Consider the following 13,298-nt stretch of genomic DNA (forward strand, 5'->3'; position numbering starts at 1 on the left):
AAAAGAATGAAAGTAATCATCACAGGAACGACAGGAATGATTGGAGAAGGGGTGCTACTGGAATGCCTTTCCAATCCCAAAATATCGGAAGTATTAGGCGTGAGCCGAAAACCTTCCGGAATTATTCACCCGAAACTGAGCGAATACATTGTCCCTGATTTTCTGTCGCTGCCAGAAAACGATCCGAAGCTGGCCGGTTACGATGCCTGCTTTTTCTGCGCTGGTGTAAGTAGCGTGGGTATGAGTGCTGAGAAGTACAAACGGCTGACCTATGACACAACCATTCAATTTTCCAGGGCTATTCACCCAAACCCCAAACAGTCATTCGTGTACGTAAGTGGCGGAGGTACGGATAGTAGTGAAAAAGGCATGTCAAACTGGGCCCGCGTTAAAGGCAAGACTGAGAACGATCTGATGAAAATGCCATTCAAGCAGGTATTTGGTTTCCGTATAGGCTTTGTAAAACCTGCTGATGGACAAAAGCGGGTACTCAGCTATTACAAATACCTCTCCTGGCTCTTCCCATTTATTACCGCAGTCTTTCCACGGTTCATCAGCAGTATGCGCCAGGTGGCAGGTGCCATGATTGAAGCGTCAGAAAACGGCTACACGAAAAATGTAATTCAAGTAGAAGACATTACAATTCTATCCAAAAGGAATCTCGTTAATTAATACAAAAAAATGAAAAATAAGATTATCCTGATCACCGGTGCCACAGACGGCATCGGGAAAGAAACCGCTATGTCTTTAGCCAAACAAGGTCATACCATCATCATCCACGGAAGAAATCTGCAAAAAGCAGAAAATGTCAGAGACCAGATTATCGCCGAATCAGGCAACTCAGATATCGACATCCTTGTTGCGGACCTGCTGCTGTTGGCGGATATCAAACGGGCAGCTGATAATTTTCGAAAAAAATACAAGCACCTGGATGTGCTCATCAATAACGCAGGCGCGTTCTTTAACAAACAGCGCGAGACAACTCAGGAAGGATTTGAAAAAACAATCACCCTGAACCTTTTCGCCCCCATCCTTCTGACCGAGCTGCTGCTCGATCTGCTTCAAAAAAGTCCATCAGCCAGAGTGATTAACCTCTCATCTGAAATGCACAAACGAGGAGGAAAACCTGATTTTAACGATTTTCAGTTGGAGCAAAGCTACAAACCTGACCGCGCCTACGGACTTTCAAAATTGTACCTGATCTGGGTAAGTCAGCAGTTAGCCAAACAACTGACAGATAAGGGCATCAACAACATTACAGTTAACACCTCTCACCCAGGAGCAGTCTCAACCAATTTTGGTCAGGATGCAGACAAAGGGTTTTTCATCAATCTGGTTTTCAAAATTGCCTACCGATTTATGGACAACGTCCAGGATGGCGCAATGACAAGTATTTATCTGGCTACATCACCACAAGTGGAAGGTATAACCGGCAAGTTTTTTGATAACAGAAAAAAGATGGTAACGCCAGACCAGAAACATTATTCAGATGTGAATCAAGAGACCGTCTGGAAATATGTGCAAAGCATCATTGAGCCGTATTTGCCATCCACCAAAGTTTTGCTGTTATGAGCAAGGGTGTACTTATGGCGATTGCATCAGTGGCTATTGCCGGTTGCATCGCCCGTCTGACAATATTTTCGAGCACAAAACACATGAAGGATATTTATGCTATCCAAAATGTCAAAACCGGCAAAGGTCTCAGACCTTACAATGCCTACCCTTGGAATGGAAACAAAATCGTTTTGCACGATTCTAATGACTGGAAATGCATGACCTGGCGCTTTATTGCTTCAGGGGAAAATACCTATCAGTTGCAAAACCTCTCCACCAAGAAGACATTTGAAGCATCATCTCAGGCAAGATCAGGCATTAATCTTTGGCAACAGCCTCTTAGTAGCAAGGACTCACAGCAATGGATTTTCGAGAACCAACCGGATCAGTCATTTTTGATCAGACAAAAAGGAACTGATTTATACCTTACCATCTCTGATCAAGAGACAGACACAGACATTATTATAATGCCCTTTCAAAATTCAGAAACGCAGCTATGGCGGCTGGTGGAGCAGCACCCCTGGCGGTAATTATGTCACTATGTTGTTAAGGGATATATTGGAAAAAATTATTTAGTTGATCCTATTTGAAGTACTTGATAACAAAGGGTCATTTAGTTTTACCCGGGGGACTGCTCTGATCTTAAAGGAAGGCTAAGCTCAATGGAGTACTGCTGCTCGTCGTCTTGTTGCTTTATAGTGTATTCATTTTTCACGCTGAGTTCCAGCCGCTGTTGTACATTGTTCAAACCAATCCCTGAGTTATTCGGGTTATCAGCATTGAAATATTGAACCGGTTTGCTATTGCTAATTTTAAATGACAGTTTATCTGCTGTCACATTCAACTCAATATACACCCAACAGTCCTCTATGGTTGAATACACTCCATGCTTAAAAGCGTTCTCCATAAGTGTAAACAAGATCAGTGTTGGAATCTGAGCGCTTTTGGGAATCTGACCGTTTTGTCTGACAGTCAATTTCAGACGGTGCTGAAAACGATCTGCCTCCAGCTCGGTAAAACGTAACAATACGTCCCATTCTCTTTGAAGGTCAATCATCTCAGCAGAAGCCTCATAGAGCGTAAAACGGTAGATCTCTGTCAGTTTAACCACATACTCCGCTGCCTTTTCGCTTACTGGAAGTAGCTCTGCCTGAACTGAATTAAGCGTGTTTAGAATAAAGTGAGGAGCCGGCTGTGATTGGAGCGTCGCCAGATCATTTTTTAGCTTTTCTGTCAAAAGATCTTTTTTCTCAAGTTGCTCGCGAAAGCCGAATTGCATCATCTTTAATCCTACAGGCAAAAACAAAAGCTGCATTTCTGTTACATCATAAATCAAAAGCATCGACCAGTCATCAAACTTATTTTCACCTGGTGGCCTGAGATACATATGTCCAAAATGATCAAACGAAGGAGAAAGAACTGCCAGCCCATAAAACTGATCCAGCAGAAAAAATACACCCACGTTAGCTGCATGCATCAAAAGCACCATACTTACACCTGTAAGTACGATCAGACTTTTGCCAAAATACCTCTCTTTTAAATAGCCAAAAATCGCTACCGTTAGATAATACACCGGAACAAATCGCAGGTAAAATACAGCGTAGGAAATCACCCAACTGGTCTCGAAATAAATCTTCTCCTCTGACCCGGCAAAATACAGAAGGTGAAACAAAATGAATACAACCCAAAACCCCAGGTGGTAGCCGACCCGCTCGGACCTGCTCTGAGGATTGAGCATGTACCTGACAGGAAAGTGCTGCGCATGTCTATCCATAAAGCGGTCCAAGTTTATCTATCACCTCTGTTCTCAGATACCTGGAAATTTTCGCAACCTGCTTATCTCCACTCATCACAATTTCAGTTCCTTCAAGGGTCTTGACCAAATAACGGTTAATAATATACGATCTGTGCGTTTGAATAAATTGATCAGGTAAACCCTCCAGCAGCCGTGCCATCGAAGTTCGTACCAAATGCTTTTTCCCTTTGGCATATATATTGACATAATTACCGCTGGCTTCAATCATAGATAATTCTTTATAGGGTATGGGAAGAATTAACTTTCCTACCCTGATCCACATCCTTTTTTCATTGAAAACCGGAAGCTGTCTGGGGTGAGGTAGCAACTGATCCTCTCCGCTTCTTTTTTGCAGAACCTGAAAAGGATGAAGAGGATCACAAGACTGGGCCGGCTGCTGTAAATAAATAGGATGGCCTGCTTTGCTTGCCCGCAAATTACGCACCTTTTGAACGGCTACCAGAAACCGCTCCAGCGAAAAAGGCTTCAATAAAAAATCTGCTACGTTGTGATCATATCCGTCAATGGCAAACTCGGGGTGCGCGGTGGTCATCACGACCGATGCTGTGATCCTGCCAACAATGCGAAGAAACTCTACCCCCGAAATATAGGGCATATCCACGTCCAGAAATATAATGTCAAAATCCTGTCCTGCAACTAATTCAAGCGCCTCGACAGCATTCATGCACCCTTCCGAGAACTCCATTCCCGGCACCTGATTGATAAAGTATTTGATGTTCTTATGAGCTGCAATCTCGTCGTCTACAATCAGACATCTGATGGGTCGGCTGGGTTGAATAGTTTGTTGAGTCATGGTGTATCAGAATTATATGAATAGATATCTTTCCTGCTGAATGCACTACTGGCCTGCGATCAATTGCGTGGAGACAGATAAACATAAATAAATTTTCGGTTACATACTACAACTTGAAGGAGTATCTTGAGTTTCTACAGTGATTTCAGCCTGGAGGTATAATACTTCTTAAGATAATGATATACAGCAAATTCCTGTTTACGTTGCAGGGTGTCAAACCAACGGTTCAAAGAAAGGTGAACAAGATCTGAGCACAATTTCATTTTTTGATCCTGATCAGAAGACTCCAGGTATTTTAACGTTCTTTTCACCTGTTGATCCCGGGATCTGAAGTAAGCTACAATTCGCATTTTAAAGTCTGTGTTCTCTTCACCAAGAATCTGTATGATTTCGCTCTTCTGTGCCCGGTAATTTTGATCCATTTGTATCCGGACTGTTCCTGTTTTATCCAGTTCAGCTGAAAACTGTTCATGGGCTGCTCTTATCACATTCTCTCTGCTGCTCATATCAAAATCAAAGCTTTTCAGCAGCAAATCAGTTCCCAACAATGCCCCCTGCCAGCGCAGCTCTGAGTTGTTTGCCGTTAGTTCTAAAGCCTGCGTCACTGCCTGACTGTCGCAGTGAAATAGGGACTCAACTCTCTCGTAGATGCTGGGTTCAAACCGCTCCAACTCCCTTTCATAATTATCTGTATGGATACTCCGGACCATACCGCTTTCAATAAGCGGCGCTATCAATTTGTACAGTTGGGCCAGAATAGCGCTCCAAAAGTCTGTCTTTTCGCTGTGAAACCTGATTCTCAGATGCGGGTCGGGATCTCTGTAACGGATAAAAAACCACTTGTCAATACTGCCATCTGCCTGAAGCCCTATTACAAAAGGCTTCAGGACTGTACTGATCAGCGTATCAGAGAGTTTTTCCGCGCAGTATATTTTCACATACAACCACGATGAACCGACATTGAAATACCGCGCTATCTTATTGTCGCTGCCGGCAACAGTTTGCCTGGGCTGCTTTTTGAAACGCTGGTCTTCTTTGTTTAGGAATGGGATCACAAATTCATTAGAAAAATACGCTCCTGCCTCCCCTAAAATGCCTTCATCAGGCGTTTCAAGCGACTCGGTGACTCGCACCTCACCTGACCTTTTAAGCACTTTGGCAAGCAATGCCAACGACTGCTCATTTTCACTGTCGATCAATAACGTCTGATCCATCTCTCCCACAGTAAAGTAACGAGGCGTACCCAGTTTGTCTGCGACATCTTGCCACCATGCCACTTTACTTGCAAAAACTTCTGGCGGCTCAGCTGTCAACAGCCAGCTCGCTTTGCTAAGCACTATCTGTCGGTACTGCACCCGCGGCAAAAAAGCCGCATCGCTATAATGTCCCCAGTCCCATGCGAGCGCAATGCTTTTTTGATTCGCCAAATCACAAAGAAACCGGTATACCGGAAGCCCTCCCGAATAATGGTGAGCACTTGTCAATAGCGGCATGATCTGCTTTCCTAATCGCGGACAGCTTAAGACCAGATTTTCGCCATCCAGACAGCTCAGTTGTAAGTCGCTGGCAGCAATACTGTTCTTGCCCGCACCGGCTGACAGATAAGTGATCTGATACGGAGTCAGATCAGGTCTTTGCAGCACATTTCCACCCTTTCCCGCCGGCAAATGAGCTATCTCTGCGTAAATCAGGTTTTCTGATTGTGTCTGCTCAATTTCTGTCAGCTTCTTTACCTGGCTGCTCAACTCAGGATCGCCCACGCAAAACCGCGTCAGAAGATCACAGGCGCCCGGGCCAGAAAGACCTTTAAGCTCAAAAACAAAATCACCCTTATCCAAAGCACCCTGTGACTTGCTGTGAAAGCTCCCTATAACATAAAAGCTTTCCGCCAATGGTTTACTTTTAGCTGGTCTATGCTTATCCAGAAGCCGGTCAGTGAGCATCACCGCTCGGTCTTCCACCAAAAAGGCCTGCTCGTAGAGCTTGCGGGAAAGGTCATTTCTTTGAGTAGCTTGATTTATTTCGCTACCTGGACTGTACTCGATGCCATCAAGAAGGCTTCCCGCTGGCTGGGTCTGGCTGCTAAGCGCCCCATAACCTACTCCATACTCATAGTCCAGCGCCACCAAAAGCGGCACACTCCGCTGCCAATAGCGGGCAGTGAACCGGCGCGTAAAATCTTTGAGCTCCTGTCCATCCGTTTCTTGCCTCAAAAATCCGATACGGCTAAACTGACTTGCTAGTGTTGACAAAACCTTACTACTGATACTGGCATGTTCAGTCTGAAATCTGAGCGTGGTATGTATTGTCTGCTCCAGCCGAAGCGGCTTTCCCAGGAGCTGGCTGACAGAAGTATTAATTTCTGTTACTGCCGCATTTTCTCTGAGCTGTATTTGAATGCCTCTGATCTTTTCCGTTAACTTTTCCGCTACTTTCAGCTCAGTCAGCCTGTCAGCCAGACGGCTCAGATAATCTTTTTCACCGATCACACTGATCTCCATGCTGCTGACAAGCATCTGCGCCTGGATTAGCGAAGCTATATATGCCCTGCTTTCCTGATCGCTAAAATTTTCAGCTTGCACGAGCCCGGAAAGTGCCGACAGCCGCATTCCCCCTTTCACCTCGTTTAACAACTTTTCTAAAACAGGGTGATAGGCGGCTTGCTTGAGAACAAAGCTGGTATGCTCTTCATCTTTTACCCTTTTCATGTAGCGGTAGTAATTCCCTACCCTGTAAAGAGAGCTGCTTGGATAAAAGTGCAGTGCCTTTCTTACATCGGTATACTCAAGCAGTTTTTCTTTAATAGCTTCAAGCGCTGCTACATCAAGCTGATTATGCCTTATGGCAGGATACTGCCTTTGAAAGCTAACCTGGGTTGTGTCAGCAGTTTCCATTATAAAATAGCCGGCAAAAAGCCCGAAAGGTATCGGCCGGCTAGATGCCCTGATCAAAAATTTGTATAGACTCTGCAATACCTTTTCCTTTCCCTTTACTGGCTGGTCCCTGGTAAATGCGCTCACCAAATCGTAAAGCGGGCCGCAGCTAAGCGCGAGTCCTTCAAGAAGGTCAGAATCAGAAAAAATTCTCTTTAACTCTGATTCAAACTTTTCCGGATGCCTGTTTATAAGCGCGTTAAAATCTTCCAACACATTTCTGGAAAGAACTGGCCTTCGCACCATGCAAAAGCCCTGAGCCTTAATTTTCATAAAGACGTTTTTTAAGTACAGCAATGGCTGTAAAGTTTCAAAGACGCCTCTACGAGCAAAAATTTATGTTTCAGACAGCTTGAAACCACCTTTCACAGAACATTATCAGGATTTAAGTCGCTTTCAGACAGGGCTAAAAAGCAGGTTTTTTATGCCTGCTTTGGTTTGACCCCGAAACAAGCTCAAAAGGGCAGCTAAGGTAGTGTCCCCATTGTCTGAGCCTACCTGAAAGCAAAGCCAAAACGGTTCGGCATAATGCCGGCTCAATAGCTGTCTTATTTTTTATTGTTTCTTTTCGCCGGCACACTGCGTGACTTATTCCGCATTCCCTTTTGGCCCCTGGATGGGGACACTGATCCTTAGGCTTTCTTTTTTTTCTTGTTTTTTCTTTGGGGTCAAACCATATGTTTTTTCTCTCACAGAAGGCTTGAAAAGGAAAGGCGAAATCAGTTTTTCACTTTAAGCTTTGTCACACATGCGAAATTCAAAGTATGCTACAAAATCCGTTATGGATACGCATCTCCCGAGCCTGTCCCCCCCCACCTGGCCAACGCGCCGCCGCAGCTGCCAGATTCGCGGGCAATTTGCATCACTACTTAATTCAATTTTTAAACACTTTAATTCCTTAGAAATCATGGCGCATAACATTCATTTCAACGAAAACAACGGCAAACACAGTTTCTTCTCAGTAAAACAGAAAGCATGGCACGGGCTTGGCCAGATCCTGGATGATCATCCCACCAGCGCAGAGGCCATACAGCAGGCAGGGCTTGACTATACCGTTGAGAAAGTGCCGCTTTACACCGGGGCAGGCCCAGAGCGTATAGCTTTAACCGGTAGTACGGATGACAGCGTGCTGATCCAGGTGCCAAACTTTTTTGCAAGTGTGCGCACCGATAGCTGCAAACCCCTGGGCGTTGTAGGCAAAGACTACCAGATCGTTCAGAATCAGGATGCCTTCACCTTCTTTGATGCGATCGCCCAAGCCGAGGGCATTCGCTACGAGACCGCCGGGGCGCTCGGTGATGGTGAACGCATTTTTATTACCGCAAAGATGCCCGGGGAAATCCGTGTAGGTAAAGACGATCTGATCGAGCGCTACATCTTTCTGACCAACTCCCACGACGGTTCAGGAAGTATTACAGCCGCCTTCACGCCCATCAGAATCGTTTGCCAGAATACGCTCAATGCCGCTCTGGATAACAAATCCTCCGTAGTCAGAATACGCCACACCTCCGGCGCACAGCAGCGGCTCGCACAGGCGCACAGTATCATGGGCCTTGCCAGCCGTCGCAGCGAGCAGTCCGAAGCCGTTTTCAACCGTTGGGCGAAAGTGCGCATATCAGACCCCGAACTTAAAAAGCTGATCGCGATGGCTATGGCGCCAAACCACGAAACGCTCGGAAACCTTCGCGACGGAAGCGTTGAGCTTTTATCTTCCCAGTTCTTAAACACCGTTGAAGACGTCTATGAGTACGCGCTCACAAGCCCCAGTCAAAACCTTCCGACTACTGCCGGTACGGTCTTCGGCGCCTATAACGCGGTGACGGGCTACTACCAAAATGTCAGAAACTTTAAAACTGATGAAGACAAAGTTAAATCCCTTTACCTGGGCGGTACCGCCCAGCTCAGAGGACAGAGCGCCTTTAACTTTTGCGAGCACTTCGCAAACGGTGCGCTGATCCTGAACTGAGCCTGGGGCACTGAGACCAGATTCCGGGGAGCTCTGACAGGCTCCCCGGATTACGTGTGACTGATGTGCTTGCTGGCTAAAAAAAATTTGCCCCCGCCTGGCGGGGGCATAATCGGTACAACCGCTGGGGGACAAAGCCAGTAAACCTTTCTTTCTTCCCCAGCGGCGGAAGGTTTTTCTGCGGGGCCTTCCCTGCCCGGAATTCTCCCGTCTTTCTCAGGCCACTCAAATACATGTGCAGACTATTGAAAGTACATACCCGCAATTTAGCTCTGCTGCAGGTTTTTGAGTTTGCTGTGAAGCCCTGAGAGGTCTGATTTTGAAAGGATCTCACCCACAATTTTTTCTAGCTCCTCTACAGTCTCCATTTCGAAGAATCCTTTCACAGTGGCTGCATCCGCATTTTCGTTTTGTAGCTGGCTTTCAACAGCGGCTGCCAATAGCAGCAGCGCCTTTCGTGAAACACGCATATCAAGCTTCACTGTGTCACTCATACCCGGTGAACACAGCAGTGTTTCGTAAACCAACGCCATTTGCATTTTCTTTTCCATCTTAGCTTCCTGTTTTGAAATGGTTTTTATACAGCCGCGAAACTAAGACTACAGCACAGATTTCACCCATTTAGAATTTGAAAGGGTAAAAGCCCTTCTCCCCAGCTTAGGAAAGATGCTGAAATTCCACTTTTCTGAGCGATACAAACACTCTAACAGTACAATTCCACTGTTTTATTTAACATAACACAGCAATTCATTCATTATTAGGCAGTTAATATTAAATAGTGTAATTTGTGACTGATAGACTACTTAAAGACAACTTAAACCCATATGAAGTTATGCTCTTAGCTCTTCACAGACGCCAATTATTCCCCGAACTCATCTTCTCTGATCAGCCTGGCATCAGAGTAGTCCGCCACCTAAGTTTTTGGACAATTTTTCTCGCTATCCATCTAATCCCCGGTCCTTCGCTCAGTGACCGTTTCGAAGGCTCACACGTGCTCTTTTACTGTTTGGCTATTCCCTTCTATTATCTGAGCTGTTATCTGACAGATAAAATGGTTTTAAGCGCAAAGGGAATCGCTGGTTTTGTCATCCTCCCGGCTCTGCTGATTCTGATCGCCCACCTTTCTTTGACCCTTATCACTGCCCTGCAAATTTACTTCCCCGTTTTTCAACAGCCTACACCCGCGCAGCTAGCGTTATACAGTTTTTCAGCCCACAGTCACATCACTGGCTTTTTGCAAGTTTTGGAATATGTGATTTTAGCGCTTTCCTTCATTTTTGCGCCCATGTCCGCTTTTGTCTTCAAAATCATCAAAGAGGTGTATCTCTCTCAAAAAACAGCCGCCCTAATCCAGACCGATGAGCCTCTGAACAAGGCAGACAAAGTTGTTACCGATCCAGGTGATCATTTAACTCTAAGCGCTCTGAAGGCCGTTACGCGCAACATACCCGCGCAAGCTGAAAACGTAAGGGCCGTTTTTGATAGTACGACCGATATAATGGATTATAGACTCAATGAGACAAAGAAAAAATACATTCCGCTACAGTCTGAACTTGACGTGATTGAAAAGCTGCTACACCTGCACCACTCCCGCTTCAGTGATACATTTAGTTCAAACATAAATATCCAGGGAAAAATACTTGCAAATCACAAGCTTCCAACAATGCTTCTGTTCTCGTTGGTAGATTATGGTCTTGCTCTGATTGTAGAAAACAACTATGAAAAAAGCGTGGTCTCGGTCGATGTTCTCATTGATGGCCCTCTACTTCATTTCAAATTCACACAGGCTATCACCGCGCCCGGCATGAGTGCTGCCACAATTAAGGCGCAGTGGCAAGAACATATTGAAACGCTCACCGACTATGCCAGCTGCTACTTTCTGAAAGGATTTAAGATACGTATGGACCATCAAGATAACACCCTTACAGTAGCTGTTATCATGCCTGTTTTATAGAGAACTGACCACTGGACTTACCGGGCAGATTTTGTGTACTCATTGTCAGGGTTCAGGTGACCCGGATAACCCTGGTAGGATCTACTAAGAAAAAGCAGTCTGAAGCACGTCTTCGGACTGCTTTTTCTTTGCAACTCTAAGAGATTACCAGTTTCATTTTTGCCATCGCATTTGAGCTGAGACACCCACCCGTCTTTGATTTTCACCTATTTAGAATCTGAAAGGGTTCAGGCCTTTCGGGTCTTATACTTTAGCTTTGTTTCACAAATTTCAGGCCCAGATAAAGTTTGCCAGCAAGTATCTGCCTGCACGTCAAGCGGGATCCTAACAGATCTGTAAGGTATGAAAGAGTCTTATAGAATGACTTTTTGAAAAGTCTGAAACCACCTGCTTTACCGTGGTTGGCCAGATGTACCAAAGTATCACATTTCAGCATTGGCCTGCTGCCGCAGCCCTGCTGAAATCTGCTACTCCGGGATCTGGCCCTGCCGGGTAGGCCGCGCCGCGTAGGCCGGTAGACCGGGCAGAACAGACCGCCCATCACTCGGAACTCGTGGGCGGTAGCCGTATTAAATCAGAAGTTGCTTTACACAGTGAAAAAGAAAAGTGGAGATGAAACAGAAAAGCAAAAAAGACAGATGGCTGCACGTGCGGCTCTCACAGGACGAGTACGAGGAAATAAAGGCACAATTTAACGCTACTACCTGCCGGAAGCTCAGCGATTTTATCAGGAAGAAACTGCTCTCACAGCTGATCGTTGGCTCCTACAGAAGCGCCTCACAAGACGCGATGATAGAGGAGCTCGCCACGCTGAAAGCCGAGCTTTCAGCGGCCGGAAACAACTTCAATCAGGCAGTTAAAAAGCTGCACACGCTGAGTAAAATCAAAGAGTTCGAGCACTGGCTGATTAGCTATGAACTAGACCGCCGCGCACTGGTAAAGCAGGTAGAAAAAGCCGCTGAACACATCAGTAAAAAGGCCGCGGAATGGTAGCCGTCATCCATGCTTCCGGCACGCTCCGCTCTGCCCTGAACTATAACGAGAGAAAGGTTTCTCAGGCAGTAGCAAGCTTTCTTGATGCAGGGTTTTACCTAGAAAACAAGCAGGATTTAAACTATCATAGCAAGCTTTCCAGGCTCGTGAAACGAAATGCTTTGAACCCGAACGTGAAGGTAAATACGCTTCACATCTCGCTGAATTTCTCACCGGATGAGAAGCTTTCGGATGAGCGTCTGAAAGAAATCGCACGCAGCTATCTGGCCAAAATTGGCTTTGAAAAGCAGCCCTACCTGCTCTATCAGCATCACGATAGTGGTCACCCGCATGTTCATCTGATTACCACTACTATCCGAGCAGATGGAAGAGCGATCCGCCTTCATAACATCGGAAGAAATCAGTCTGAGAAAGCAAGAAAAGAGCTGGAAACAGAGTTCGGATTAATCCGGGCAGAAGACCAGAATAAACAGAATTATGAGCTAAAAGCTCCGGCTTTACAGCTTGCACAGTACAGAAAAACAGAGACTAAAAAAGCAATATCTTCCGTGCTACATGGTGTTCTAAAACAGTATAAATATGCCTCTGCTGCAGAGCTAAATGCAGTTCTCGCTCTATACGGAGTGCTTGCTGACAGGGGATCAGAAAACTCCAGGATTTATAAAAACCAGGGGCTTGTCTACCGGCTTTTAGATCAGAATGGAACCAAGATCGGTGTGCCGATCAAAGCAAGTGACTTTCATTTTAAACCGACTCTGAAATATTTAAATGCACGTTTTGAAATCAATCAAACAGAGCGTGTACAGTACCGCGCACGGATTAAAAACGCTGTTGACCTCACGCTCCTAAGTCAGTCACACTCGGTCGAATCGCTCTCACTTGCACTTAAAAAGCAGGGTATACTACTTGTTTCCAGACGCTCAGATCAAGGTCAGATTTACGGTCTGACCTATATTGACCAGGTCACCAAATGTGTCTTTAACGGAAGCGCACTTGGTAAAACCTATAGCGCCAAAGCAATTGTTGAAAGGTGCAAACTAAAAGAGGAACCAAGGTACCTTGTGAGCCAAATGCCGATTAAATCGCCGCCGCAGCAGCCCTCGCAACTGGTTTCGAAAACCGTAGGTAAACAGCATATCCTGCCCGGGACAGGCAAGACTGCATCTGTTACCGATCCTCTTCTAACGGATCTTTTTGCTCCGGAAACTTCCTCTGAGCAAATCCTCTGGCAGCTCAAAAAGAGCAGAAAGAAAAGACGCAGAAAAATGCAGTAGTACATCATTTAACTT

11 protein-coding genes are annotated in these 13,298 nt (G+C 45.6%); 7 read left to right on the forward strand and 4 right to left on the reverse strand.

What is annotated here, in order from left to right; translation table 11 throughout:
• Positions 1-6 precede the first annotated feature (6 nt).
• From DSL64_RS21555 to DSL64_RS21565, 3 genes are read left to right on the forward strand one after another with little or no spacing between them, the layout of a single operon-like run.
• A complete protein-coding gene (locus tag DSL64_RS21555) occupies positions 7-672 on the forward strand; it encodes a Rossmann-fold NAD(P)-binding domain-containing protein (RefSeq protein ID WP_115833013.1) in 666 nt (221 codons plus the stop codon).
• A 9-nt stretch (positions 673-681) separates the two neighbouring features.
• Positions 682-1,572 carry an SDR family NAD(P)-dependent oxidoreductase gene (locus DSL64_RS21560; RefSeq protein ID WP_115833014.1) on the forward strand — a complete coding sequence of 297 codons (891 nt, stop codon included), beginning with the start codon at positions 682-684 and terminating at the stop codon, positions 1,570-1,572.
• A complete protein-coding gene (locus DSL64_RS21565) occupies positions 1,569-2,084 on the forward strand; it encodes an RICIN domain-containing protein (RefSeq protein WP_115833015.1) in 516 nt (171 codons plus the stop codon). Before DSL64_RS21560 ends, DSL64_RS21565 begins: the two co-directional genes overlap by 4 nt.
• An 89-nt stretch (positions 2,085-2,173) precedes the next feature.
• Here the strand turns inward: DSL64_RS21565 and DSL64_RS21570 are convergent, their stop codons facing one another.
• The 3 genes from DSL64_RS21570 to DSL64_RS21580 all read right to left on the reverse strand — a co-directional run bounded on the left by DSL64_RS21570 (position 2,174) and on the right by DSL64_RS21580 (position 7,369).
• Entirely contained in the window at positions 2,174-3,328 is a 1,155-nt protein-coding gene (locus tag DSL64_RS21570) for a sensor histidine kinase (RefSeq protein ID WP_115833016.1), read from the reverse strand.
• Positions 3,321-4,163 carry a LytR/AlgR family response regulator transcription factor gene (locus tag DSL64_RS21575; RefSeq protein WP_115833017.1) on the reverse strand — a complete coding sequence of 281 codons (843 nt, stop codon included), beginning with the start codon at positions 4,161-4,163 and terminating at the stop codon, positions 3,321-3,323. The genes DSL64_RS21570 and DSL64_RS21575 overlap by 8 nt, the downstream gene beginning before the upstream one ends.
• Positions 4,164-4,297: 134 nt before the next feature.
• On the reverse strand, positions 4,298-7,369 hold the full coding sequence (locus DSL64_RS21580; protein ID WP_115833018.1) for a lantibiotic dehydratase: 3,072 nt from the start codon (positions 7,367-7,369) through the stop codon (positions 4,298-4,300).
• A gap of 634 nt (positions 7,370-8,003) precedes the next feature.
• Between DSL64_RS21580 and DSL64_RS21585 the strand changes: the two genes are divergently transcribed.
• Positions 8,004-9,062, forward strand: coding sequence for a DUF932 domain-containing protein (locus DSL64_RS21585; RefSeq protein ID WP_115833019.1), 1,059 nt, complete (start codon positions 8,004-8,006; stop codon positions 9,060-9,062).
• Between the two features lie 266 nt (positions 9,063-9,328).
• Here the strand turns inward: DSL64_RS21585 and DSL64_RS21590 are convergent, their stop codons facing one another.
• Positions 9,329-9,613, reverse strand: coding sequence for a hypothetical protein (locus tag DSL64_RS21590; RefSeq protein WP_115833020.1), 285 nt, complete (start codon positions 9,611-9,613; stop codon positions 9,329-9,331).
• A 281-nt stretch (positions 9,614-9,894) separates the two neighbouring features.
• Here DSL64_RS21590 and DSL64_RS21595 point away from each other — a divergent pair, with 281 nt between their 5' ends.
• The 3 genes from DSL64_RS21595 (at position 9,895) to DSL64_RS21610 (ending at position 13,283) form a co-directional block, all read left to right on the forward strand.
• Positions 9,895-11,016, forward strand: coding sequence for a LytS family sensor histidine kinase (locus DSL64_RS21595; RefSeq protein ID WP_115833021.1), 1,122 nt, complete (start codon positions 9,895-9,897; stop codon positions 11,014-11,016).
• A gap of 612 nt (positions 11,017-11,628) precedes the next feature.
• Positions 11,629-12,009 (forward strand): plasmid mobilization protein, encoded by a 381-nt coding sequence (locus DSL64_RS21605; RefSeq protein WP_115833023.1) that lies wholly within the window; start codon positions 11,629-11,631, stop codon positions 12,007-12,009.
• Entirely contained in the window at positions 12,003-13,283 is a 1,281-nt protein-coding gene (locus DSL64_RS21610; protein WP_115833024.1) for a relaxase/mobilization nuclease domain-containing protein, read from the forward strand. The genes DSL64_RS21605 and DSL64_RS21610 overlap by 7 nt, the downstream gene beginning before the upstream one ends.
• Positions 13,284-13,298 lie beyond the last annotated feature (15 nt).

Origin of the sequence: Dyadobacter luteus (assembly GCF_003383615.1) — a bacterium.
In the GTDB taxonomy this organism is placed as follows: domain Bacteria; phylum Bacteroidota; class Bacteroidia; order Cytophagales; family Spirosomataceae; genus Dyadobacter; species Dyadobacter luteus.

Bases quoted from the DNA above. Each gene is read 5' to 3' on its own strand.
- DSL64_RS21605 (WP_115833023.1), top strand. From the start codon at position 11,629: ATGAAACAGAAAAGCAAAAAAGACAGATGGCTGCACGTGCGGCTCTCA.
- DSL64_RS21565 (WP_115833015.1), top strand. From the start codon at position 1,569: ATGAGCAAGGGTGTACTTATGGCGATTGCATCAGTGGCTATTGCCGGT.
- DSL64_RS21590 (WP_115833020.1), bottom strand. From the start codon at position 9,613: ATGGAAAAGAAAATGCAAATGGCGTTGGTTTACGAAACACTGCTGTGT.
- DSL64_RS21580 (WP_115833018.1), bottom strand. From the start codon at position 7,369: ATGAAAATTAAGGCTCAGGGCTTTTGCATGGTGCGAAGGCCAGTTCTT.
- DSL64_RS21575 (WP_115833017.1), bottom strand. From the start codon at position 4,163: ATGACTCAACAAACTATTCAACCCAGCCGACCCATCAGATGTCTGATT.
- DSL64_RS21560 (WP_115833014.1), top strand. From the start codon at position 682: ATGAAAAATAAGATTATCCTGATCACCGGTGCCACAGACGGCATCGGG.
- DSL64_RS21585 (WP_115833019.1), top strand. From the start codon at position 8,004: ATGGCGCATAACATTCATTTCAACGAAAACAACGGCAAACACAGTTTC.
- DSL64_RS21595 (WP_115833021.1), top strand. From the start codon at position 9,895: ATGCTCTTAGCTCTTCACAGACGCCAATTATTCCCCGAACTCATCTTC.
- DSL64_RS21610 (WP_115833024.1), top strand. From the start codon at position 12,003: ATGGTAGCCGTCATCCATGCTTCCGGCACGCTCCGCTCTGCCCTGAAC.
- DSL64_RS21570 (WP_115833016.1), bottom strand. From the start codon at position 3,328: ATGGATAGACATGCGCAGCACTTTCCTGTCAGGTACATGCTCAATCCT.
- DSL64_RS21555 (WP_115833013.1), top strand. From the start codon at position 7: ATGAAAGTAATCATCACAGGAACGACAGGAATGATTGGAGAAGGGGTG.